At 63.7% G+C, this 20,415-nt stretch carries 24 protein-coding genes; 12 read left to right on the top strand and 12 right to left on the bottom strand.

Annotated elements, in window-relative coordinates; genetic code table 11:
* The first annotated feature begins 5 nt into the window (after positions 1–5).
* Together ACEN42_RS20225 and ACEN42_RS20220 are read left to right on the top strand one after the other, a co-directional pair.
* Positions 6–1,469, top strand: coding sequence for an efflux transporter outer membrane subunit (locus ACEN42_RS20225; RefSeq protein ID WP_371881217.1), 1,464 nt, complete (start codon positions 6–8; stop codon positions 1,467–1,469).
* The gene (locus ACEN42_RS20220) at positions 1,466–1,915 is read left to right on the top strand and encodes a PaaI family thioesterase (RefSeq protein WP_187606524.1); all 450 of its coding nucleotides are present in this window, start codon (positions 1,466–1,468) and stop codon (positions 1,913–1,915) included. Before ACEN42_RS20225 ends, ACEN42_RS20220 begins: the two co-directional genes overlap by 4 nt.
* Before the next feature lie 58 nt (positions 1,916–1,973).
* Here the strand turns inward: ACEN42_RS20220 and ACEN42_RS20215 are convergent, their stop codons facing one another.
* A complete protein-coding gene (locus tag ACEN42_RS20215; RefSeq protein WP_371881216.1) occupies positions 1,974–3,302 on the bottom strand; it encodes an aspartate aminotransferase family protein in 1,329 nt (442 codons plus the stop codon).
* Between the two features lie 155 nt (positions 3,303–3,457).
* Between ACEN42_RS20215 and ACEN42_RS20210 the strand changes: the two genes are divergently transcribed.
* Positions 3,458–4,873, top strand: a complete 1,416-nt coding sequence (locus ACEN42_RS20210; RefSeq protein WP_371881215.1) for a PLP-dependent aminotransferase family protein — start codon at positions 3,458–3,460, stop codon at positions 4,871–4,873.
* Positions 4,874–4,918: 45 nt separating this feature from the next.
* On the opposite strand, the gene ACEN42_RS20205 is transcribed toward ACEN42_RS20210, so the two are convergent.
* The 9 genes from ACEN42_RS20205 to ACEN42_RS20165 form a co-directional block, all read right to left on the bottom strand.
* Positions 4,919–5,179 carry a hypothetical protein gene (locus ACEN42_RS20205; protein ID WP_035501512.1) on the bottom strand — a complete coding sequence of 87 codons (261 nt, stop codon included), beginning with the start codon at positions 5,177–5,179 and terminating at the stop codon, positions 4,919–4,921.
* Positions 5,180–5,358: 179 nt separating this feature from the next.
* Positions 5,359–5,634, bottom strand: coding sequence for a hypothetical protein (locus tag ACEN42_RS20200; protein ID WP_371881214.1), 276 nt, complete (start codon positions 5,632–5,634; stop codon positions 5,359–5,361).
* A 132-nt stretch (positions 5,635–5,766) separates the two neighbouring features.
* A complete protein-coding gene (locus tag ACEN42_RS20195) occupies positions 5,767–6,390 on the bottom strand; it encodes an H-NS histone family protein (RefSeq protein WP_371881213.1) in 624 nt (207 codons plus the stop codon).
* Positions 6,391–6,465: 75 nt separating this feature from the next.
* Positions 6,466–7,254, bottom strand: a complete 789-nt coding sequence (locus ACEN42_RS20190; protein ID WP_371881212.1) for a class I SAM-dependent methyltransferase — start codon at positions 7,252–7,254, stop codon at positions 6,466–6,468.
* 5 nt (positions 7,255–7,259) lie between these two features.
* Positions 7,260–8,039, bottom strand: coding sequence for an ABC transporter substrate-binding protein (locus ACEN42_RS20185; RefSeq protein ID WP_035501518.1), 780 nt, complete (start codon positions 8,037–8,039; stop codon positions 7,260–7,262).
* A gap of 148 nt (positions 8,040–8,187) precedes the next feature.
* Positions 8,188–8,592, bottom strand: a complete 405-nt coding sequence (locus ACEN42_RS20180) for an Hsp20/alpha crystallin family protein (protein ID WP_238217144.1) — start codon at positions 8,590–8,592, stop codon at positions 8,188–8,190.
* A gap of 13 nt (positions 8,593–8,605) precedes the next feature.
* Entirely contained in the window at positions 8,606–9,040 is a 435-nt protein-coding gene (locus ACEN42_RS20175; protein ID WP_238217142.1) for an Hsp20/alpha crystallin family protein, read from the bottom strand.
* 204 nt (positions 9,041–9,244) lie between these two features.
* Entirely contained in the window at positions 9,245–9,622 is a 378-nt protein-coding gene (locus ACEN42_RS20170; RefSeq protein ID WP_371881211.1) for a DUF934 domain-containing protein, read from the bottom strand.
* The gene (locus ACEN42_RS20165) at positions 9,619–11,376 is read right to left on the bottom strand and encodes a nitrite/sulfite reductase (RefSeq protein ID WP_371881210.1); all 1,758 of its coding nucleotides are present in this window, start codon (positions 11,374–11,376) and stop codon (positions 9,619–9,621) included. Before ACEN42_RS20165 ends, ACEN42_RS20170 begins: the two co-directional genes overlap by 4 nt.
* Before the next feature lie 213 nt (positions 11,377–11,589).
* On the opposite strand from ACEN42_RS20165, the gene ACEN42_RS20160 reads away from it, so the two are divergent.
* Both ACEN42_RS20160 and ACEN42_RS20155 read left to right on the top strand, forming a co-directional pair.
* Complete coding sequence (locus ACEN42_RS20160) at positions 11,590–11,778, top strand: DUF2970 domain-containing protein (RefSeq protein WP_061116125.1); 189 nt, start codon at positions 11,590–11,592, stop codon at positions 11,776–11,778.
* A 70-nt stretch (positions 11,779–11,848) separates the two neighbouring features.
* A complete protein-coding gene (locus tag ACEN42_RS20155) occupies positions 11,849–12,832 on the top strand; it encodes a 2-dehydropantoate 2-reductase (RefSeq protein WP_371881209.1) in 984 nt (327 codons plus the stop codon).
* 20 nt (positions 12,833–12,852) lie between these two features.
* Here ACEN42_RS20155 and ACEN42_RS20150 read toward each other — a convergent pair whose 3' ends face one another.
* Positions 12,853–14,058: an NAD(P)/FAD-dependent oxidoreductase gene (locus ACEN42_RS20150; RefSeq protein WP_371881208.1), complete on the bottom strand. Its 1,206-nt coding sequence runs from the start codon at positions 14,056–14,058 to the stop codon at positions 12,853–12,855.
* 289 nt (positions 14,059–14,347) lie between these two features.
* Here ACEN42_RS20150 and ACEN42_RS20145 point away from each other — a divergent pair, with 289 nt between their 5' ends.
* Positions 14,348–14,728, top strand: a complete 381-nt coding sequence (locus ACEN42_RS20145; protein ID WP_238217131.1) for a nucleotide pyrophosphohydrolase — start codon at positions 14,348–14,350, stop codon at positions 14,726–14,728.
* Positions 14,729–14,810: 82 nt separating this feature from the next.
* Positions 14,811–15,992 carry an acyl-CoA dehydrogenase family protein gene (locus ACEN42_RS20140; protein WP_371881207.1) on the top strand — a complete coding sequence of 394 codons (1,182 nt, stop codon included), beginning with the start codon at positions 14,811–14,813 and terminating at the stop codon, positions 15,990–15,992.
* A gap of 11 nt (positions 15,993–16,003) precedes the next feature.
* Here the strand turns inward: ACEN42_RS20140 and ACEN42_RS20135 are convergent, their stop codons facing one another.
* Positions 16,004–16,255, bottom strand: a complete 252-nt coding sequence (locus ACEN42_RS20135) for a DUF4148 domain-containing protein (protein ID WP_187606511.1) — start codon at positions 16,253–16,255, stop codon at positions 16,004–16,006.
* Between the two features lie 238 nt (positions 16,256–16,493).
* Between ACEN42_RS20135 and ACEN42_RS20130 the strand changes: the two genes are divergently transcribed.
* The 5 genes from ACEN42_RS20130 to ACEN42_RS20110 all read left to right on the top strand — a co-directional run bounded on the left by ACEN42_RS20130 (position 16,494) and on the right by ACEN42_RS20110 (position 20,406).
* Positions 16,494–17,531, top strand: a complete 1,038-nt coding sequence (locus tag ACEN42_RS20130; protein WP_371881206.1) for a M14 family zinc carboxypeptidase — start codon at positions 16,494–16,496, stop codon at positions 17,529–17,531.
* Positions 17,528–18,343: an alpha/beta fold hydrolase gene (locus ACEN42_RS20125; protein ID WP_371881205.1), complete on the top strand. Its 816-nt coding sequence runs from the start codon at positions 17,528–17,530 to the stop codon at positions 18,341–18,343. Before ACEN42_RS20130 ends, ACEN42_RS20125 begins: the two co-directional genes overlap by 4 nt.
* Positions 18,340–18,846: a cupin domain-containing protein gene (locus ACEN42_RS20120; RefSeq protein WP_371881204.1), complete on the top strand. Its 507-nt coding sequence runs from the start codon at positions 18,340–18,342 to the stop codon at positions 18,844–18,846. The genes ACEN42_RS20125 and ACEN42_RS20120 overlap by 4 nt, the downstream gene beginning before the upstream one ends.
* A gap of 290 nt (positions 18,847–19,136) precedes the next feature.
* The gene (locus ACEN42_RS20115; RefSeq protein ID WP_035501540.1) at positions 19,137–19,376 is read left to right on the top strand and encodes a hypothetical protein; all 240 of its coding nucleotides are present in this window, start codon (positions 19,137–19,139) and stop codon (positions 19,374–19,376) included.
* 199 nt (positions 19,377–19,575) lie between these two features.
* Entirely contained in the window at positions 19,576–20,406 is an 831-nt protein-coding gene (locus tag ACEN42_RS20110) for a GNAT family N-acetyltransferase (RefSeq protein ID WP_371882261.1), read from the top strand.
* Positions 20,407–20,415: the final 9 nt, after the last annotated feature.

Below are 20,415 nucleotides of genomic sequence, written 5' to 3'. Positions count from 1 at the left end.
CGATCATGAAGAAACTATTCGTCGAAATACTTGCGGGCGTGACGGCTCTGACGCTCGCCGCGTGCGCGGTGCAGCCCGAAACGCACGCCGATCTCCCCGCGACCGTAAACGCGACCGCGCCCGCCGACTGGAACGTCGATGTGCCGAAACAGGCTGTCGATCCCACCGCATGGTGGAACCAGTTCAACGATCCGGTCATGCATGAGCTGGTCACGTCGGTGTTGAACGACAACCTCGACGTGCAGGCCGCGGTCGAGCGCGTGAAGCAGGCAGAGGCGATCACGACGCAGCGTCGCGCGGCCTTGCTGCCGCAACTGGACGCGGGCGCGGGCGGATCGTACTCGCGCCAGAACACGCCGCCGCCGCTCGGCTATGTAAAGCAGGCGGGCTTCGGTCTGACGTTGAGCTGGACGCCCGATGTATTCGGCGGCGAGCGCCTGGAACTGCTCGCGTCGCAGGCGCAGCTCGTCGGCCGTGAACATGCCGCGGATCAGGTCAGGCTCGCGCTCGCCGCCGATACTGCCGCCGCGTATGTCGATCTGCGCTGGGCGCAAGCCGAACTGAAGATCCTGCAAGACAACCTGGAGATTCGCGAACGCGCGTTGAAGCTCACGCAACGGCGCCTGCAATACGGTCTGTCGACGAAGCTCGATGTCGCGCGCGCGCAGAATCAGCTTAGCGATCTGCAATCGCGCGTGCCGCGCACGCAGGCGACGATTCAGCATCAGCTGAGCCTGATCGCGGTGTATTCGGGCCGCACGCCGGAATCCATCGACAAGCTGATGCTCGCGAATCCGGGCGCCGCGCCCGTCATTCCCGTGCCCGCGAGCGGCGCGCCGCAGATGCTGCCGTCCGAAGCATTGTTGCGCCGTCCCGATGTGCTCCTCGCGTACGCGAGCGTGCAGCAGCGCGCGGCGGAAGTCGGCGTCGCGCGTGCGGAGCGTTATCCGAAGTTTTCGCTGCGTTTGTCGGATGGCTTGCTCGCATCGTCATATCTCGGTTTGCCGACGCTGACCGACAACCTCTTCTCCGCCGCGCTCAACGCGACGAGCCCGATCTTCAACGCGGGACGCATCACGGCGGATATCGAGCAAAACCAGAGCAAGATGCGCGAATCGGAACTGCGTTTGCGTCAGACGATGCTGGAGGCGCTGAAGGATGTCGAGGACACGCGCAGCGATCTCGTCAGCACGACCGAATCGACCGCGCGCCTGACCGATGCGCTTTCCGCATCCGGCCAGTCGCTCACGCTGTCGACGCAGTTGTACAAGGGCGGCGCGGCCAGCTTTCTCGATGTGCTCGACGCCCAGCAATCGTATCTGCGCGACGCCGATGCGCTGAATCAATCGAAGCGCGAACATGCGCTCGCGGCGGTGGCGCTCTATCGTTCGCTGGGCGGCGGCTGGAGCGTGACCGGCGATGACGACGTGATCAAGACCGCCAGCGATAAAACGGAGACGACGAAATGAGCCTGATCGAAGAAACCGCCGCCGGCCTCGACGGTCTCGCGCAACTGCGCAAGCTGATCGCCAGCGGACGCAAGCCGGGCATTCTGGAGTCGCTGGATTTCGAATTCATCGAAGTGGAAGCGGGCAGGGCGGTGTTCGTGGGCGTACCCGGCGATCACGCGTATAACCCGATCGGCACCGTGCACGGCGGCTATGCGGCGACGCTGCTCGATTCCGCGTGCGGTTGCTCGGTGCATTCATGCCTGACCGCGACGCAGGCCTACACGACGCTCGAATTGAAAGTCGCGTACCACAAGGCGGTCACGCGCGATTCGGGTGTGCTGCGCGCCGAAGGACGCGTGCTGTCGATTGGACGCCGCGCCGCGTTCGCCGAAGCCACGCTCAAGGACGCGCGAGGCAGATTGTTCGCCTCGGCGACATCGACCTTGCTCGTCATGGAGCGGTGAAAGAAAAAGCCCGGTTCCTCATCGCGAGGAACCGGGCTGTCTGCCGCGAGAAAACCGCTTACTTCACGCTTTCCAGCGCCTTCCTCACGGTGCCGAAGATCTGATCGATCTGATCGTCTTCGATGATGAGCGGCGGCGAGAACGCGAGGATATCGCCGGTATAGCGCACGAGCACGCCCGCTTCGAAACACTTGACGAATACTTCATACGCACGCGCGCCCGGCGCGCCTTCGCGCGATTCGAGCTCGATGCCCGCGACGAGTCCGAGATTGCGGATGTCCTTCACGAACGGCGCATCGCGCAGCGCGTGGGCGGCGCTTTCGAACTTCTCGGCCTTCGACGCCGCGCGCTCGAACAGCTTGTCGCGCTGATACAGATCGATGGTCGCGATGGCCGCGGCGGTCGCGACCGGGTGCGCCGAATACGTATAGCCGTGGAACAGCTCGATGGCATTGGCGGCGCCCGCGTTGACGACCGTGTCGTGCACATTGCGATGCGCGGCGACGGCGCCCAGCGGAATGGTCGCGTTGTTGATCGCTTTCGCCATCGTGATGAGGTCGGGCGTCACGCCGAAGTACTCGCTCGCCGTCGCCTTGCCCAGACGCCCGAAACCGGTGATGACTTCATCGAAAATCAGGAGAATGCCGTACTTCGTGCAGATGTCGCGCAGCTTTTGCAGATAGCCTTGCGGCGGCACGAGCACGCCCGTGGAACCGGCGAGCGGCTCGACGATCACGGCGGCGATCGTCGACGGATCGTGCAGCGTGACGATGCGTTCCAGATCCTCCGCGAGATGATCGCCCCATGCGGGCTGGCCCTTCGTGAACGCGTTGCGCGCGAGATCGTGCGTATGCGGCAGATGATCGACCGACGGCAACAGCGCGCCCGAGAACGTCTTGCGATTCGGTGCGATGCCGCCGACCGAAATGCCGCCGAAGCCGACGCCGTGATAGCCGCGCTCGCGGCCGATCAGTCGCGTGCGCTGGCCTTCGCCGCGTGCGCGGTGATAGGCGAGCGCGATCTTCAGCGCCGTATCGACCGACTCCGAGCCCGAGTTCGTGAAGAAGATGCGGTCGAGTCCTTCGGGCATCAGGTTGGCGACCTTGGTCGCGGCTTCGAAGGCGAGCGGGTGGCCCATCTGGAAGGTCGGCGCGAAGTCGAGCGTCGACAGCGCCTTCTGCACCGCGTCCACGATCTCGTCCCGGCAATGGCCCGCGTTCACGCACCAGAGACCGGCGGTGCCGTCGAGCACTTCGCGGCCGTCGGTCGAGCGGTAGTACATGCCCTTCGCGCTTTCGAGCAGGCGCGGCGCGGCCTTGAACTGGCGATTGGCGGTGAACGGCATCCAGAACGACGAAAGGTCGTCGATGACGGGGCGAGCATTCATGGCGGGTCTCCTCCTTGGAAAGAACGGTCTGTGCACTGTATTCCTCGGCAAAATTGCACGGCATAGACAGTTCGATCACTGCGCTGCCAACTGTGCTGGCAAAATGCTGCAAACTGTATTGGCCGATGCGCGATGACCGCGCTATCCTCGAATCCATGATCGAACTCAAGCTGGAGCGCGGCACGCGTCAGGCGCCGACGCTCGTCGAACAACTGGTGCGGGCGTTTTCCTCGGCGATCGAGGAGCAGACCCTGCGCGCGGGCGCGCTCCTGCCGTCGGTGCGGCGTCTCGCCGAGGCGGAAAGTCTCAGCACGTTCACGGTGACGGAAGCCTATGGCAGGCTGGTTTCGATGGGACTCGTCACCGCGCGGCGCGGCTCGGGCTATCGCGTGGCCGCGCGCGGGCGCAGCGAACGCGTGCGGGCGGTCGAGTGGCAGCCGCCGAGCCTCACCGCCACATGGCTTCTGTCCGACGTATTTGCCGATCATTCCGTGCCGATCAAATCCGGCTGCGGCTGGCTGCCGAACGAATGGGTCAACGAGAGCGGCCTTCAGCATGCGTTGCGCGCGGTGAGTCGCGTGCCTTCGGCGCGCATCGCCGATTACGGGCATCCGTATGGCTTCGCGCCGCTGCGCGAGCGGATCGCGGAGCAACTGGACCGTCATGGTCTGCCGGTCGATGCCGCGTCGAACGTGCTCTTGACGGCGGGCGCGACGCAGGCGCTCGATCTCATCGTGCGCACGTTGCTGCGCCCGGGCGATGCGGTCGTCGTCGAAGATCCGGGCTACTGCAATCTGCTGCAGATTCTGCGGCTCTCCGGGCTTCAGGTGCATGGCGTGCCGCGCACCGCGGCGGGCATCGATACGGACGTGTTCGAGCGCATCGTCATCGAGCATGGGCCGAAAGCGGTCTTTCTCAATACGACGCTGCAGAATCCGACGGGCGCGACCTTCGGCATGGCGTCGGCGTTTCGTCTGATGCAGATCGCGGAGCGTCACGGCCTGTGGGTGGTCGAGGACGATGTGAACCGCGAACTCGCGCCGCCCGGCGCGCCCTTGCTCGCGGCGATGGAAGGGCTGAGCCGCGTGATGTACGTCGGCGGCTTTGCGAAGACGATTACGCCGGCACTGCGTTGCGGCTATGTCGTCGCTGAACGCGATGTATTGCGCGAACTGGCGCGCACGAAGATGGCGGTGGGACTGACGTCATCGGAGGCGACGGAGCGCATCGTCGAGAAAGTGCTGACGGAAGGGCGCTACGCGCGGCATGTGGAATTCGTTGTCGATAAGCTGAAAGACGCGCATGCGCTCGTGGAGGATCGCATGGATGCACTCGGCGTCGAGTTGTTTCGTCGTCCGCGTGCGGGCCTGTTCGTGTGGGGCGCGTTGCCGATCGATCCCGCAGAAGGAAGCGCCGTCGCGACACGCGCATTGCAGCACGGCATCTGGCTCGCGCCCGGCTCTTACTTTCGTCCCGACGATGCAGAAAGCGCGTGCTTCAGATTCAACGTCCCTTATTCCGTTGACGATGCGCTGTGGACGTTTCTGGAAAGAACGATCAAAGGCTTTTAAAGCGGACACGACGAATAGAATCGTCGTGTCCGCTTTAATCAAAGCTTATTGCGCCACTTGAGAAGAAGCGGATGCGGAAACCTGTCCGCGCTGAACCTGCGCGGTGCGTTCCGTATTGCCGAAATCACCGCGTCCTTGCGCGGCTTCTTCCGCGGCGAAGGTTTGCGCGCTCACGCCATGCTGCGAGGCAGGCGCACCGACATCAGGACGATAATGCGGCGCCGGCCCATAACCGCTTGCAAATGCCGAACCGGCGAAGAGAGAACTCAATGCAATAGCAAAGCCCACTACGAGTCGCTTGTTCACGAGATTGCTCCGACAAAAATATGAGGAGATGCAGTTATCTGGCAGTGACAACCGCAATCGGAGAAGCGAATCGTTCGCTACGAAACGCACCCGACATGCGAACGGAGTGTAGAAGGACTTGGCCGCGTTTTAATCGCACGAAAAGCCAATTGAGTTTTCGCCGATCTCAAACAATGGGATTACGCGACGGCTTCGCGATGCATTTGCCTGACTCGCGACGCAGCGAGTTGCGCCCGCAAGTGTTCGCAGACATCTTTTCGACGCACGGCATTGAGCGGATCGCACAGACGAATCGTGAGTGTCGATGTCTCTGCGTGCATTACGGGCGGAGCGTCCGCGTCGGATTCGGGCGCTTCCCACAGCACGACGGTGAAGGTGCCGTCGGAGACTTGTACGACGTGAAAGCGCGCAATATCGATCTTCGTCAGTTCGTGCGGTTCGATCGAATGATGCATGGCGTCCTCGACATTCTCTGCATGGGTATCTACGTTCACGCAAGCATCATGCCGAAGCCAAAGATCCTTGCGGGCGCGCGGCAATGGCCGCGCACCCATGTCGATTTTTTCCGTGCTTCCCTGGAAAAAAGGCTAATTCGATGCCGATGCGTCGCCGGTGGTCGTCGATGCCTGAGCGCCTGCATTGCTTTGCTCTGGCACGGTCGCGGCGGTTGGCGCCTCTTTCGCGGTGCGTTTGCGCGGCGCGCTGCGCTTCGCGGCAGGCTTGGCCGCAGTTGCTTTCTTCGCCGCAGTCTTTTTAACCGCAGTCTTTTTAGCCGCGGTCTTCTTGGCCGCAGCTTTCTTGGCGACGGCTTTCTTGGCGGCCGCCTTCGGCTTGACCGCTGTTTCCGCGCTGTCCGCATCGATCAGAAACTTACTGCGATCCTTCACGTTCGCGATCCACGCAGGCGGGCGCGCCCAGCCGCTCCAGGTTTCGCCCGTCTTCGGATTACGGTACTTCGCCGGCAGCTTGCCTTTTTTAGCGAGTTTCGTCATCGCTTGATGACGACCCGCCGGCGCGGGCAGCGCGACCTTCGGCTTCGCAGCGCGTTTGACCTTCTTTCCGTGCTTGTCGATATCCGCCGTCGTGAGGCCGTGCCTTTCCATCATCGCGCGAATATCGTCGAGAACGGCTTGCGCGCGCTTCGCGATCAGTTGCTCGGCCTGCGCCTGCAGTTTCTTCAGCTTCGCCTGCATCTGCTTGAGTGTCGCCATCGCTGTCTCCTCTTTTGTCTTGTCGATTGTCGGCTCGTGCGCGCTGCCCGACTGCGTGCCAACGCGCGCTGATTGCTACTGCCTGATCGCGACGAACGCCGCGGTTTCATAAGGCACGGTGACTTCACGCTTGCCGCTCAACTCGGGCTCACGCTCGATGAGCTTGCGCACCTCATCATCGATCTCGACTCGCGCCGCTTCCGGCAATGACGCGATGAAACTCGTCGAGCGCACGCGATGCACGATCACATCTTCGGGCGAACCCGTATGGCCGAGCGAGAAATGCGTTTCGACGAGCGCGCCGAAGCCTTCATGCGGAAATGCGTGACGCCACGCGCCAGTGTAATAGCGCGGCGCGTCGCCTTCGTATTTATTGACGATGGCGTCGAGCTTCGCGACCCACGGCACGCGCGCATCGCGCAGATTCCACACGAGGCCGAGGCGGCCGCCCGGCTTCAACACGCGATGAATCTCGTCGAGCGCGGCGCGGCTCGCAAACCAGTGAAACGACTGCGCGCACGCGACGGCATCGACCGAGGCATCCTCGAGCGGTATCGATTGCGCGGTGCCCGCGAGCGCCTCGACATCGGGCAGCGTGGCCGCGAGCCTTGCACGCATCGAATCGACCGGCTCGACCGCGATCACGCGCGCGCCCGTCTGCACGAGACGCGGCGTGAACTTGCCCGTGCCCGCGCCGAGATCGACGACGCTCGCGCCGCGTTTCAGCCCGAGCGTACCGGTGAGCCAGCCCGCGAGTTCCGGCGGATAGTCGGGCCGCCCGCGCACGTAGCTATCCGCGTTGGCCGTATAGCCTTGCACGGCTGCGCGATGCACACCGGGTTGATCGTTCGCGGGCTGCGTCATCGTGGTTACTCGCCGTAGATATCGAAGTCGAAGTACTTCTGCTCGATCCGCTTGTAGGTGCCGTCCTTGATCATCGCGGCGATGGCGCCGTCGAGCTTTTCCTTCAGGTCGGTGTCTTCCTTGCGCAAGCCGATTGCGGTGCCGGGCCCGAAGATCGCGCTGTCTTCCAGCGCGCCGCCTGCGAAGCCGTAGGGCTTGCCGCGCGGCGTATCGAGAAAGCCGCGTTCCGCCTGCACGGCATTTTGCAGCGATGCGTCCAGACGGCCGGCGAGCAGGTCCTGATACACCTGATCCTGATCCGCGTAAGAGACGACTTTCACGCCCTTCGCGCCCCAGTGCGCCTTCGCGTAGGTTTCCTGCATCGAGCCTTGCTCGACGCCGACCGTCTTGCCCGCGAGGGAATCGGCCGTCGGCTGGATGCTCGAATCGCGCTTGGCGACGAGGCGCGTGGGTACATGGAAGAGCTTGCTGGAGAACGCGATCTGCTTGACGCGCGCGGGTGTCATCGACATCGTGGAGAGCACGCCGTCGAACTTGCGCGACTTGAGGCCGGGAATCATGCCGTCGAATGCATTCTCGACCCACACGCATTTCGCATTGAGACGCCGGCAGAGTTCATTGCCGACATCGATGTCGAAGCCGACCAGCGTGCCGTCGGGTGCTTTCGATTCGAAAGGCGGATAACTTGCATCGACACCGAAGCGGATAGTCGACCATTCCTTTGCATGCACGCCGATCGATACGGTCAGCATCGAACCCAACAACACCGTCAACAGCCTCTTCACGATAGTCCCTTCTTTGCATGAGTTTATGAGTGTAGGCGACGCGAGCCGCCGCCGACGATTATAGAGGCGTGCATGCAGCGCAAAAAGAAAACGGCCGCGAAAAGATCGCGGCCGTTCGAATCAAAACTTAGGGCGTTGTTTTCGGCGCTCAGCCCGCGCGCACTTCGACGCGGCGCGGACGCGCTTCCTCGCGACGCGGAATCGTGAGCCTGAGCACGCCGTTGGTGAGATTCGCGTCGATCTTCGCGGTGTCGAAGTCGTCGCTCACCGTGAAGGCGCGCGCGAAACGCGGTGCGCGCAATTCGGCATGATGCACACGTACAGCGCCTTGCACGGGCAGTTCCGCTTCGGCTTCGATGGTGAGGCGGGCATCGTGCACCTTCACGTCGAGCTTCTCGCGCGACACGCCGGGCAGATCGGCCCACAGCGTGATGCCGTGGCTATCCTCGACGATATCGACCGCGGGCGTAACCGTTGCACGGCGCACCGTGTCTTCGTTCTTGCGCGCCACTTCGTTCGTGCCTTGCGGGGCGACTTGCGTATTCTCGGTCATGATGTTTTCCCTCTTACTGAATGGTGATCGCGCGCGGCTTCGACGCTTCGCGCTTGCCGATGGTGATGGACAGCGTGCCGTTCTCATAGCGCGCTTCGACCTTGTCGGCGTCGGCGTTCTGCGGCAACTCGATCACGCGGCGGAAGCTGCCGGCAAAGCGTTCTTTCGCATAGGTGCGGGCGCCTTCCACGGTTGCTTGCGCGCGGCGTTCGCCGCTGATGGTGAGCGTGCCCTTGTCGACGGTCACATCGAGCGATGCGGGCTCGACACCCGGCGCGAACGCGACGATATGAATCGCATCATCGGTGCTGCCGATATTCAGGCGAGGGAAAGCATCCGCGCGGCTCGAACGAATGCTGGAAGGAAGATTGCCGAAGAGCGAGGACACCTGCCGTTGCACGCGGTCCAGCTCCGAGAAAACGTCGCCGCCAAAATAAAAGTCACTCATGGTCCAGTCTCCGATAGTGCGGCCCGACGAGGCCGGCAGCAGGAAGTTGAAACGACAGCGCGCTGTGCCGCTGCCCTTGCATCCAAAGTAGGTGCGAAGGCTATCGTTTCAATACCGGAGCGCTATGTTTCCAGTGCTTTTTATTTTCGCGTGGCGGCTCTTGAAAGGCGTCGAAGCGCGCCTATATCCGTCCGAATGCGCGCTTCAGAGGGACGCCAGATCGCCCTGATAGTAGCCCGCGAAACGCGCGAACTGTCGTTCGGCATCCGCGATAGCCACGCCTTCCTTGAGCACCGCGCTCGAAAATCCCGTTCGTTCCATTTGTACGAGTTGATCGATCAACACGTCGCCCGTTGCACGCAAGTCTCCTTCGAAGCCCAGACGTTTGCGCAGCAGATAAGCCTGGCTATAGGCACGGCCATCGGTGAAATGCGGAAAGTGCAGATCGATGCGATCGATATCCTTCAGCCGATCTTTCAGCGATTGAGGATCGTCGTCGTTAGAGAGGATCGCGACGCGATCGCGTGTATCCGCGTCGTGATCTTCGAGCGCGAGAATGCGCATGCGTCGCGTGCCGTTCATGCCGTCACCTCATCGTTCGTCCGGGCTGCATGCGCCGCGGCCTTGAAGGGTTCTGGGCCCACGCGGCGCACCGTATCGATGAAGTGCTCATTGCGCTCGCGCGTGTCGCGATAGGTCGAAAGAATCGCCTCGATCACATCCGGCACTTCGGCCGCGCTGAACGAAGGTCCGATCACCTTGCCGGGTTGCGCCGCGCCGCTCGCCGCGCTGCCGTCCGATCCGCCGAGCGTGATCTGATACCACTCGCGTCCATCCTTGTCGACGCCCAGCACGCCGATATGCCCGCTGTGATGATGCCCGCACGAATTGATGCAGCCGCTGATATGCAGATCGATTTCCCCGATGTCGTCGAGTTCGTCGAGGTCCTGATAGCGCTCGGTGATGGCCTGCGCGATCGGCAGCGAACGGGCATTCGCGAGCGCGCAGAAGTCGCCGCCGGGACACGCGATCATGTCGGTGAGAAGCTGCACGTTCGCACTCGCGAAGCCCGCTTCGCGCGCGGCTTGCCATAACGCGAAGAGCTCGCTTGCACGCACCCACGGCAGCACGACATTCTGCGTATGCGTCACGCGCGCTTCGCCCGCCGAGAAGCGATCGGCGAGATTCGCAACGATGTCGAGCTGGTCCGCGCTCGCGTCGCCCGGCGATTGCAGCAGACGCTTGAACGACAGCGTCACGATGCGCAGCGCGGGGTCTTTATGCGGAGCCACGTTGCGTTGCAGCCAGCGCGCGAAGAGCGGATGGCCGTGCGGGTCGATGTCGTCGAAGGTCTCAGGCGGGACATTCAGCGCAGGCGGCACGAAGGACGCGCTCACGCGGTCGAGTTCCGCTTGCGAGATGAGATGCGGCGCGCCGTCATGCTCGACGATCTGCCGGAACTCTTCGTCGACGTCATCGATATAGCGCTGGCCTTCCGCCTTCATCAGGATCTTGATGCGCGCCTTGTACTTGTTGTCGCGACGGCCGTAACGGTTGTAAACACGCACGATCGCCTCGATGTAGTTCATGATGTGCTGCCACGGCAAAAACTCGCGCATCGGCGTGGCGATCACCGGCGTGCGCCCCATGCCACCGCCCGCGCTCACGCGAAAGCCGAGCTCTCCGCTTTCGTTACGCACGAGTTGCAGACCGACGTCATGCCACGCGGTCGCCGCGCGATCTTCGCTCGCGCCCGTGATCGCAATCTTGAACTTGCGCGGCAGGAACGCGAACTCGGGATGCAGCGTCGTCCATTGCCGCATGATCTCGGCGAAAGGACGCGGATCGGCTACTTCGTCGGGCGCGACGCCCGCGCGTTCATCGCAGGAAATGTTGCGGATGCAATTACCGCTCGTCTGGATACCGTGCATGTTCACGGTGGCGAGCAGATCCATCACGTCCGCGGATTTGTCGAGCGGAATCCAGTTGAATTGAACATTGGTGCGTGTCGTGAAGTGCGCGCAATGCGTCGGCAGACGTCCGGTGCCGAGCTTGCCCTGCGCTTCGCTCGCGACCCGATAGACCTCGGGATCTGGATCGTCGTATTCGCAGGCGATGCGCCCGAGCACCCGCAATTGCGCGCTCGACAGCTCGCCGTAGGGCACGGCCACACGCAACATCGGCGCATGGCGCTGCACATACCAGCCGTTTTGCAGGCGCAGCGGGCGGAACGCATCTTCGCTCAGGCGGCCGTCCTGCCAGCGCTCGAGCTGATCGCGGAACTGCGCGGCGCGGCTCTTTACGAAGGACTTGTCGAACTCGGTGTATTGGTACATGGATGCAGCGGGATGGCGGAAAGAGGGGCCAACGATAGAGCGCGCCGCGGCATTCCGAAAGCAGCAGTTGCGATCGATTCGACGGTAGCAGCCGATATCGCGCGTCATTCTGCTACCGCCGAATACAGCGCAACTGCTGCTGTTTTTCACATCACGCGGCGCGCAACATCGATGCATGAAAGATCGATTCGGACCCATGCAAAGGAGCCGCTCATGGAACTCTTGAAAATGATGCGCATCGTGTTTTGGAGTTTTTTCGGCGTGCGCAAGCGCGCGTCGCACAACGCCGATTTCGCGCATGTGAAGCTGCCGCTGTTGCCGGTCATCGCCGTGATGCTCGCGGGCGCGTTCGGATTGACGCTGCTGACGGTCGCGAAGCTCGCAACGGGCATCGCGCACTGATTGTGCGGCACGCGGGCCGTCCCGCTCTTACAATGGCGAACGGATGATTGCCACGAGCGAGGATCGGACCATGAAAGTTTGCGTATATGGCGCGGGCGCCATCGGCGGATGGATCGGCGTGAAGCTCGCGCAGGCGGGCTGCGATGTCAGCGTGGTCGCACGCGGCGCGACGCTCGAAGCGTTGAAGAAGGAAGGGCTGCGGCTCGTCGAGACCGACGCGGCGCATACCGTGAAGGTCGCGACCAGTGCCGAGCCCGCGGACCTCGGCGCACAGGATCTCGTCATCGTCGCGGTGAAGGCGCCCGCGATGGAATCCGTCGCCGCGCAGATCGCGCCGCTGCTTTCGAGCGACACCACCGTGCTCACCGCGATGAACGGCGTGCCCTGGTGGTTCTGCGACGGCCTTGGCGAGCCTTTCACGGGCAAGCGCCTGTCGTCGGTCGATCCGCACGGCGCGATCGCGGCCGCGATACCCGGCGCGCAGACGGTCGGCTGCGTCGTGCATGCGAGCTGCTTCGTCGAAGCGCCGGGCGTCATCCGGCATCGACAGGGCAAAGGGCTGATCCTCGGGGAAGCGACGGGCGCGCCGACAGCACGCACCGAATCGCTCGTGTCGCTCTTTTCGAAGGCCGGCTTCGACGCCACGCTCTCCCCGCAGATTCAGCGCGATGTCTGGTTCAAGCTGTGGGGCAACATGACGATGAACCCCATCAGCGCGATCACCGGCGCGACCACCGACCGCATCCTGAGCGACGATCTCGTGCGCGGCTTCGTGACGAACGTCATGCTCGAAGCGAAGGAGATCGGTGCGCGCTTCGGCATTCCCATCGAACAGGCCCCGGAAGACCGTCACGCCGTCACGCTCAAGCTCGGCGCGATGAAAACGTCGATGTTGCAGGACGTGGAGGCGGGCAAGGCGGTCGAGCTCGATGCGCTCGTCGCGTCGGTGCGCGAGCTGGGCGCGATGACCGGCGTGCCGACCCCGTTCACCGATGCCCTGCTCGGGCTCGCACGCCTGCACGCGCGCACGCTGGGGCTCTATCCGGCGGCGTGAGCCAGCCTTACGGCACAACCTTACGCCACGACAATTCGCAGCGGGTCCGCGGCCGCGAACGCCTCGGTCCGCTCCGCGCTCGGCGGATAAATCCACTCGGTGTTGATGCGCGTCTTCAGTTGCTTCGCCTGCGCGCCCGACATCTTCACCTCACGCTCCCAGCCTTCCGTATAGACCGCGCCCCACGGACCCAGATCGAGACACGTCACGTATTTCGGCTGGCTGTACGGAATCGGGGCATCGCCCAGCAAATCCGCTGCGACGTTGTGGTCCGCCGAGCGGCCGAGGTTCATCGCGTGCTGACAGGACATCATCGCGTGATTGCCTTCGTCGTCGGTGGCGGCGTAGGCGACATCGCCCGTGGCGTAGACCGTATCGACACCCAGCACGCGCAGATTGCGATCCACATGCAGGCGGCCGAGCGCGTCGCGTTCAGCGGGAATCTGCGCGGTCAGCGCGCTCGCGCGCACGCCGGCGGTCCAGATCACCGTGCTCGCTTCGATGCGCTCGCCGTCTGACGTGCTGAGGCCGTTCGCATCGACCGACGTCACCGCCGCGCCGAGCCGCCACTGCACGCCGAGCGATTCGAGCGCCTCGACGATGACCGGACGCGGACCCGCGCCGAGGTCCGGACCGATTTCCTTGTTGCGTTCGACGATGATGACCCGCACCTTCGCATCCGCGCCGAGCGCAGCGCGCAGCCGCGCCGGCATTTCCGCCGCCGTTTCGATGCCCGTGAAGCCGCCGCCGACGACGACCACCGTATTGCGCGCGGGCGTATCGGGCTGCGTCGCGAGAGCCTTGATGTGCGCTTCGAGCGTGGCGGCCTCATCGACCTGATCGACGCTGAACGCGTGCTGCGCGAGCCCCGGAATCTGCGGGCGGAACAGGCGGCTGCCGGTCGCCAGAACGAGACGGTCGTAGTTCATCGACGACGGCGTGCCGTCCGCGCCGAGCACGTCGACTTCATTGCGCTCGACGTGAATGCGCTCCACCGTACCCTGAATGAACCTGACGCCCGTGGACGCGAAGATGTCCAGCAGCGGCGCCTTCATGCCCGCGGCGTTCTCTTCATACAGACGCGGACGCACGTGCAGATGCGGCTCCGGCGCGATCAGCACGACTTCGATATCCGTCCGGCCGTGCTGATCGATGAGACGCGCGGCGGACAGGGCGCTCCACATGCCGGCGAAGCCGGCTCCGACTACCAGAATGCGCTTGGACATTTCGATGCTCCTTGGAATTCGATATTGGGTCGCTCGACGAACGGTCTTCGTCGTCATCGACTAACTACGATTCTATGAGTCGTAGTTAGTCGATGCAAGAAAATTGTCCTGCGTGTGTCAAATTGTCTCGAATTCGCGGATTTGAACCTGATGTGTGTGAGTTTCCGACACCGAGACACGTTTCTGGGACATATCGAGGCGTAGTTGGATCGACGGAAGCGGCGTAAGGGCCACGGCGTTCCGCTGTCGCGCTAAGCTAAGGCACGCAACGAAACGTCAGAGGAAGACCATGGAGCAGCAGAATCAGCAGGAAGGCGCAAGCGAGCTCGTCCAGATGCGCGACATGCTGCGCGAGTTCGTCCGCGAGCGGGACTGGAGCCGCTTTCATTCGCCGAAGAATCTCGCGGCGGCGCTGTCCGTCGAGGCGAGCGAGTTGCTCGAACCGTTCACATGGCTCGCCACCGGCGAAAAGGCCGAACTCGACGAAGCGAAACTACGCGCGATCCGTCACGAGATGGCCGACGTGCTCGCGTATCTCGTGATGCTCGCGGATTCGCTCGACGTCGATCTGCATCTCGCGCTGATCGAAAAAATGGCGCTGAACCGGTCGAAGTATCCGGCGCACAAAGTGAAAGGCGACGCGCGCAAATACACCGAGTACGACGAGTGAGCATGTACGGGCAAAGCCTCTGGCGCGCGGTGCGTCCGCGCGGTTAAGCTTCGGTTCAGCCTGTTCCCTTAGAGGATTGCCGATGGACTTTTCCCTCTCGCCCGAACTCACCGATCTGCAGGCGCGCGTGCGCGCTTTCATCGCCGAAGAAATCATTCCCTTCGAGCGCGATCCGCGTTGCACGCCGCACGGCCCGAACGAGGCGCTGCGCGCCGAACTGGTCGCGAAAGGGCGCAAGGCGGGGCTGTTGTCGAGTCACGTATCGCCCGAATTCGGTGGCCTCGGCCTGAATCACGTCGCGAAGGCCATCCTGTTCGAAGAAGCGGGCTATTCGCCGCTCGGTCCGGTCGCGCTGAATATCGCCGCGCCCGACGAAGGGAACATGCACCTGCTCGAAGCCATCGCCACGCCGCAGCAAAAGGAGCGCTGGCTGCGTCCGCTCGCGGCGGGCGACATCCGCTCGTGTTTCTGCATGACCGAGCCGTCGCCGGGCGCGGGCGCCGATCCCTCGATGTTGCAGACCATCGCGGCGCAGGACGGCGACGAATACGTGATCGACGGACGCAAATGGTTCATCACCGGCGCGGAGGGCGCGGCGGTCGCGATCATCATGGCGAAATTCGCCGACGGTCCCGCGACGATGTTTCTCGCCGACATGTCGAGCCCGGGCATCGTCATCGAGCGTGCGATGGATTCGCTCGACACGTGTTTTCCTGGCGGCCACGGCGTCGTGCGCTTCGAGGGATTGCGCGTGCCGAAGGAAAACGTATTGGGCGAGCCGGGCGAAGGCTTTCGATATGCGCAAGTGCGGCTCTCGCCCGCGCGTCTCACGCACTGCATGCGCTGGCTCGGCGCCGCGCGGCGCGCGCACGATGTCGCGACGGCATATGCGCGAGAACGTCAGGCGTTCGGCCGCGCATTGGGCGAGCACGAAGGCGTCGGCTTCATGCTCGCGGACAACGAAATGGATTTGCACGTGACGCGTCTCGCCATCTGGCACTGCGCGTGGGTGCTCGATCAGGGCGTGCTCGGCAAGCACGAGTCGAGCATCGCGAAGGTGGTGTCATCGGAGGCGCTGTGGCGCGTCGTCGACCGCTCGGTGCAGGTGCTCGGCGGTCAGGGCGTCACGCATGAAACCGTCGTCGCGCGGATCTTCGCGGACATGCGCGCCTTCCGGATCTACGACGGTCCGTCGGAAGTGCATCGCTGGAGCATCGCGCGGCGCATTCTGCGCGGGCAAAAGCCGCGCGTCGAATCAACCTGACGAATGCCGTCTCACTGCACCGAGGTTTCGCCGCGAGCCTGGCGTTGCGCGATGATGCGGCTCGCGCGCATTGCGTTCTCGGGATAGTTCAGCCAGTCATTCGGATCGTAGCCGACCGAGCGCCAGAGCAGAAATTCCTGCCGGACCTGCGCGCGGGTTTTCGGTGCGTTCGGATCACTGGTTTGCGCCTGCGGTTGCGCGAGCGCGGAGGCCGCGCAGCACAATGCCAGCGCGCCGACGATGAAACGGGGAATGGATGACATGACGAATCCCTCACACCGCATGACACGGCGATTTCATTCTAGGTGACAGAACGAAAACGTGCAGAACCGGTTTTGGTAGCGCACCGTACATTGATTGCGTTTCGCGTGCGCGCCGCGTGATATTCGATATGTCGTGTACCGGTGAAGCGCCCTATACTCGATTTTTTCGGGCGGGGAGTGCCGCGCAACACCGAGCCATAGCCTGAGCCAACGAATACACGACAAAAAGGCCGCCGTCATGAGTACCTCGAGCGTCGCCGTCACCAGCAGTTTCCCGGAGATGGACGAACTGAAGGCGATCCGCATCGCAGGGGGCGCGCGCTTCGCGTGGCGCACGATGGGCGAAGTGCGCGCACGCCATCAATCGTTTCCGATCCTGACCGCATCGATCGGTTCGGACGATCCGCAAGCGCCCGCGATCGGCTTTTTCGGCGGCGTGCATGGGCTCGAATGCATCGGCACGCAGCTCGTGCTCGAATACATGCGCGCGCTGTTGCGCCGTCTCGAATGGGACGACACGCTGCATCATCAATTGCGCGCGATCCGTCTCATCTTCATGCCGATCGTCAATCCCGGCGGGATGTTCGCGCGCACCCGCGCGAATCCGAACGGCGTCGATCTGATGCGCAACGCGCCGCAAAGCGCCGAGGGACGCGTGCCGTTTCTGGCGGGCGGCCAGCGCATCGGGCCGTGGCTGCCGTGGTATCGCGGGCCGGTGGATGGCCGCATGGAAGTGGAAAGCGCAGCGCTGCTTTCGGTCGTCGAGGAGCAACTGATGTCGCGGCCGCTCAGCTTCGCGCTCGATTGTCATTCGGGATTCGGCTGGGACGACAGTATCTGGTTTCCGTACGCGCGCACCGAGCGTCAAATGGCGCATCTGCCGGAAATGTTCCTGCTGAAGACGATGTTCGAGGAATCGTATCCGCATCACGGCTACGCATTCGAGCCGCAGAGCCATCAATATCTGCTGCACGGCGACCTGTGGGACTTCGCGTACGACCGCTCGCGCGCGCCTAACATCTTCCTGCCGATGACGCTCGAACTCGGCTCATGGCGCTGGATCCGCAAGAATCCGATGCAGATGTTCTCGCGTCTCGGCATCTTCAATCCGATCAAGGCGCATCGCACGCGACGCGTGTTGCGGCGTCATCCGAACTTCTTCGATTTCCTTACGCGCGCCGCGTTTTCGTCGCGGCGCTGGCTGCCGAGCGGCGACTTCCGCGAGGACGTGTTGCGGCGCGCGCGCGAGCACTGGCAGCGCACGGGCACGTCATGAGCGACTGGGTGCTCCTGCGCGGTCTCACACGCGAAGCGCGTCACTGGGGCGGGTTCGATGCGGCGCTCGTCGCGCATGGGCTCGTCGAAGAAGGTGAGCGTGTCGTGTGCATCGATTTGCCGGGCAATGGCGTGGAACACGCGCATGCGGCGCCGCATTCCGTCGTCGCGATGATGGACTTCGTGCGCGAGCGCGCCGCGTCGCTGAAGCTGCGCTTTCCATGCCGCGTGCTCGCGATGTCGCTCGGCGCGATGGTCGCGGCCGCGTGGGCCGAACGTCACGCGGGCGAGATCGAGCGGCTCGTGTTGATCAACACCAGCATGCGTCCGTTCGCGCGCCTGCCCGAACGCCTGCGTCCCTCGGCATGGCCGATGCTCGCCCGCATCGCAATGACATGGACACAACCCGAACAATGCGAGGCGATGATTTTCGACCTCACTTGCAACCGCCGCGACTCGCGCGATGCGGACATCGCGCACTGGGCGCAGCTTCGGCGCACGCATGGCGCGAGCGCGGCGAACGCGCTGCGGCAGCTCGCGGCGGCGGCACGTTTTCACGCGGCCCGCGATGCGCCGCGTTGTCCGGTGCTGCTGCTGTCGTCGGCGGCTGACCGGCTCGTCGATCCGGTATGCTCGGCGCGCATCGCGAAGCAATGGCGCGCGCCGCACAGGGTACATCCGTGGGCCGGCCACGATCTGCCGCACGACGATGCCGAGTGGACGTGCAACGCGATCGCCGCGTGGCTCGGCGAGCACGAAAGCACGGGTGACATTCGCGCGACAAGCGTGACTTCGATACTCAGGACACCATGAAAACGCCCATCGTCAATCTCGATACGCTCGATCCTCAACCGCTACCGCCAGAATTCGCGCCGACGGGCGCAGCCGCAGAACGTTACGCGCCGCGCATCGCGCGTATCGGCGGCATGGTCGGCGCGAAGAAGCTCGGCTACAGCCTCATCGTGCTCGAACCGGGCAAGCGCGCGTTCCCGTTTCATCATCATCGCGTGAACGAGGAGATGTTCTTCGTCATCGAAGGCGAGGGCGAAGTGCGGCTCGGCAAGGACACGCATCCGATTCGCGCGGGCGATGTCATCGCCTGTCCGCCGGGCGATGCCGAAACGGCGCATCAAATTGTCAATACGAGCGCGCAGACGCTGCGCTATCTCGCGATCAGCACGATGCAGTCGCCCGAAGTGGTCGAGTATCCGGATACGGGCCGCCAGGCCGTGCTGGTCGTCGATGAACCGGGCGTGAAAGGGCTGCGCGCCGTCTTTCGCGCAAGCGATTCGCTCGGCTACTGGGACGGCGAGTGAATCCTGTGCAGGCATGGCCTTTCGAACGCTTACTGCATGCAACGATCGCGACCTTCGTGCTTATTCTTGTTAATTCTTGTAAAGCGTGTGCGGTTATGGCCACGCATAGGGAAACCTCGTGTTGCAACGCAGCATCGCATTGCGTATGCTGTTCCTGGCGGGTGGCATGAGCCTCTCGCTTCACGCATCGAGAAGCATCGACACGAACAATCAAACGCCGGTACGCACAGAGCGTTTCATCGGGCAGGGCCGGTAAGCATTACGGGCGTCTGCTTGAAGGAGCCGCACATATGGAACAGACCACATCGTCGAAACCGACTCTGCATATCTTCCATCAGGAAGGCGGGTGGCATTGGGGCATCACCGTCGAGCGAGCGGCGGGAGGCGGAATGAAGGTCGTCGCGTATAGCGACGAAGGCTTCGATTCCGAAGAAGCAGCGCGCGAGGACGGCGAGCATGTCCTGCGCTCGGAAGACTGGCGCTCGCGCCAGAGTTTCAGCCGCGGCGAGCGGCGCCAGGGGTACTCCTGACCGGGGCGAACACGTTCGCCTCGTTATCCTTCCGCGGTTCCGCCACTCCCCGTTGTACCCATCCCTCGCTGCATCTTTCCCCTGCATCAGAAACGCGCGACACTGAACGCACCTGCATTTCGACAAGGCGTTTCACATGCCGTCCGTTCCCTGTCCATCCGACGCCGCACCCGACGATCCCCGCTTCGCCATACGCCGCATGACGCCGCGCGATGTCGAAGTCGCGCTCGACTGGGCCGCGACCGAAGGATGGAATCCGGGCCTCGACGACGCCCGCTCTTTCTTCGCCGCCGACTCGCACGGCTTCTTCGTGGGCACGTGGGACGGCGCGCCGGTCGGCTGCATTTCCGCGGTTGCCTACGGCGATGCATTTGGCTTCATCGGCCTGTATATCGTGTGCCCGGAATGGCGCGGCAAGGGCTTCGGCATGCGCCTGTGGAACGAAGGCATGCGCTATCTCGGCGCGCGCAACATCGGGCTCGACGGCGTGCTCGCGCAGCAGCCGAACTATCGGAAATCGGGCTTCGTGCTCGCGTATCGCAACGTGCGCTATGAAGGCGTCGCGTCGGTGGATGCAGATCCTGTCGATGGCGTGACGATCGCCGATGCCTCGGCCGTTCCCTTCGATCGCCTGCTCGGCTACGACACGCGCATGTTCGCCTGCGAGCGCGCCGCGTTCCTGCGCGCGTGGCTGTCGCAACCGCAAAAACACGCGCGCGCACTCGCCGCGCTCGATGGCGACGCGGTGCGCGGCCTCGCCGTGATCCGGCGCTGCGGCACGGGTCACAAGATCGGTCCGCTTTTCGCGGACGATCTCGCGACCGCGCGTGCGCTGTATCGCGCGCTCGTGTCCGTGCTGCCGGGCGAGACCGTGTTTCTCGACGTGCCCGAAAGCAATCCCGCCGCGCTCGCGCTCGCCGTCGAGCACGACATGAAGAGCGTCTTCGAAACGGCGCGCATGTACACGCAGGCGGCCCCGGACGTGCCGCTTGCGAACGTGTTCGGCGTGACGACTTTCGAGCTCGGCTGAAGACCGGCG

Origin of the sequence: Caballeronia sp. S22 (assembly GCF_964261745.1) — a bacterium.
GTDB lineage: Bacteria > Pseudomonadota > Gammaproteobacteria > Burkholderiales > Burkholderiaceae > Caballeronia > Caballeronia jiangsuensis.
This window is presented reverse-complemented; position numbering and strand designations above follow the sequence as displayed.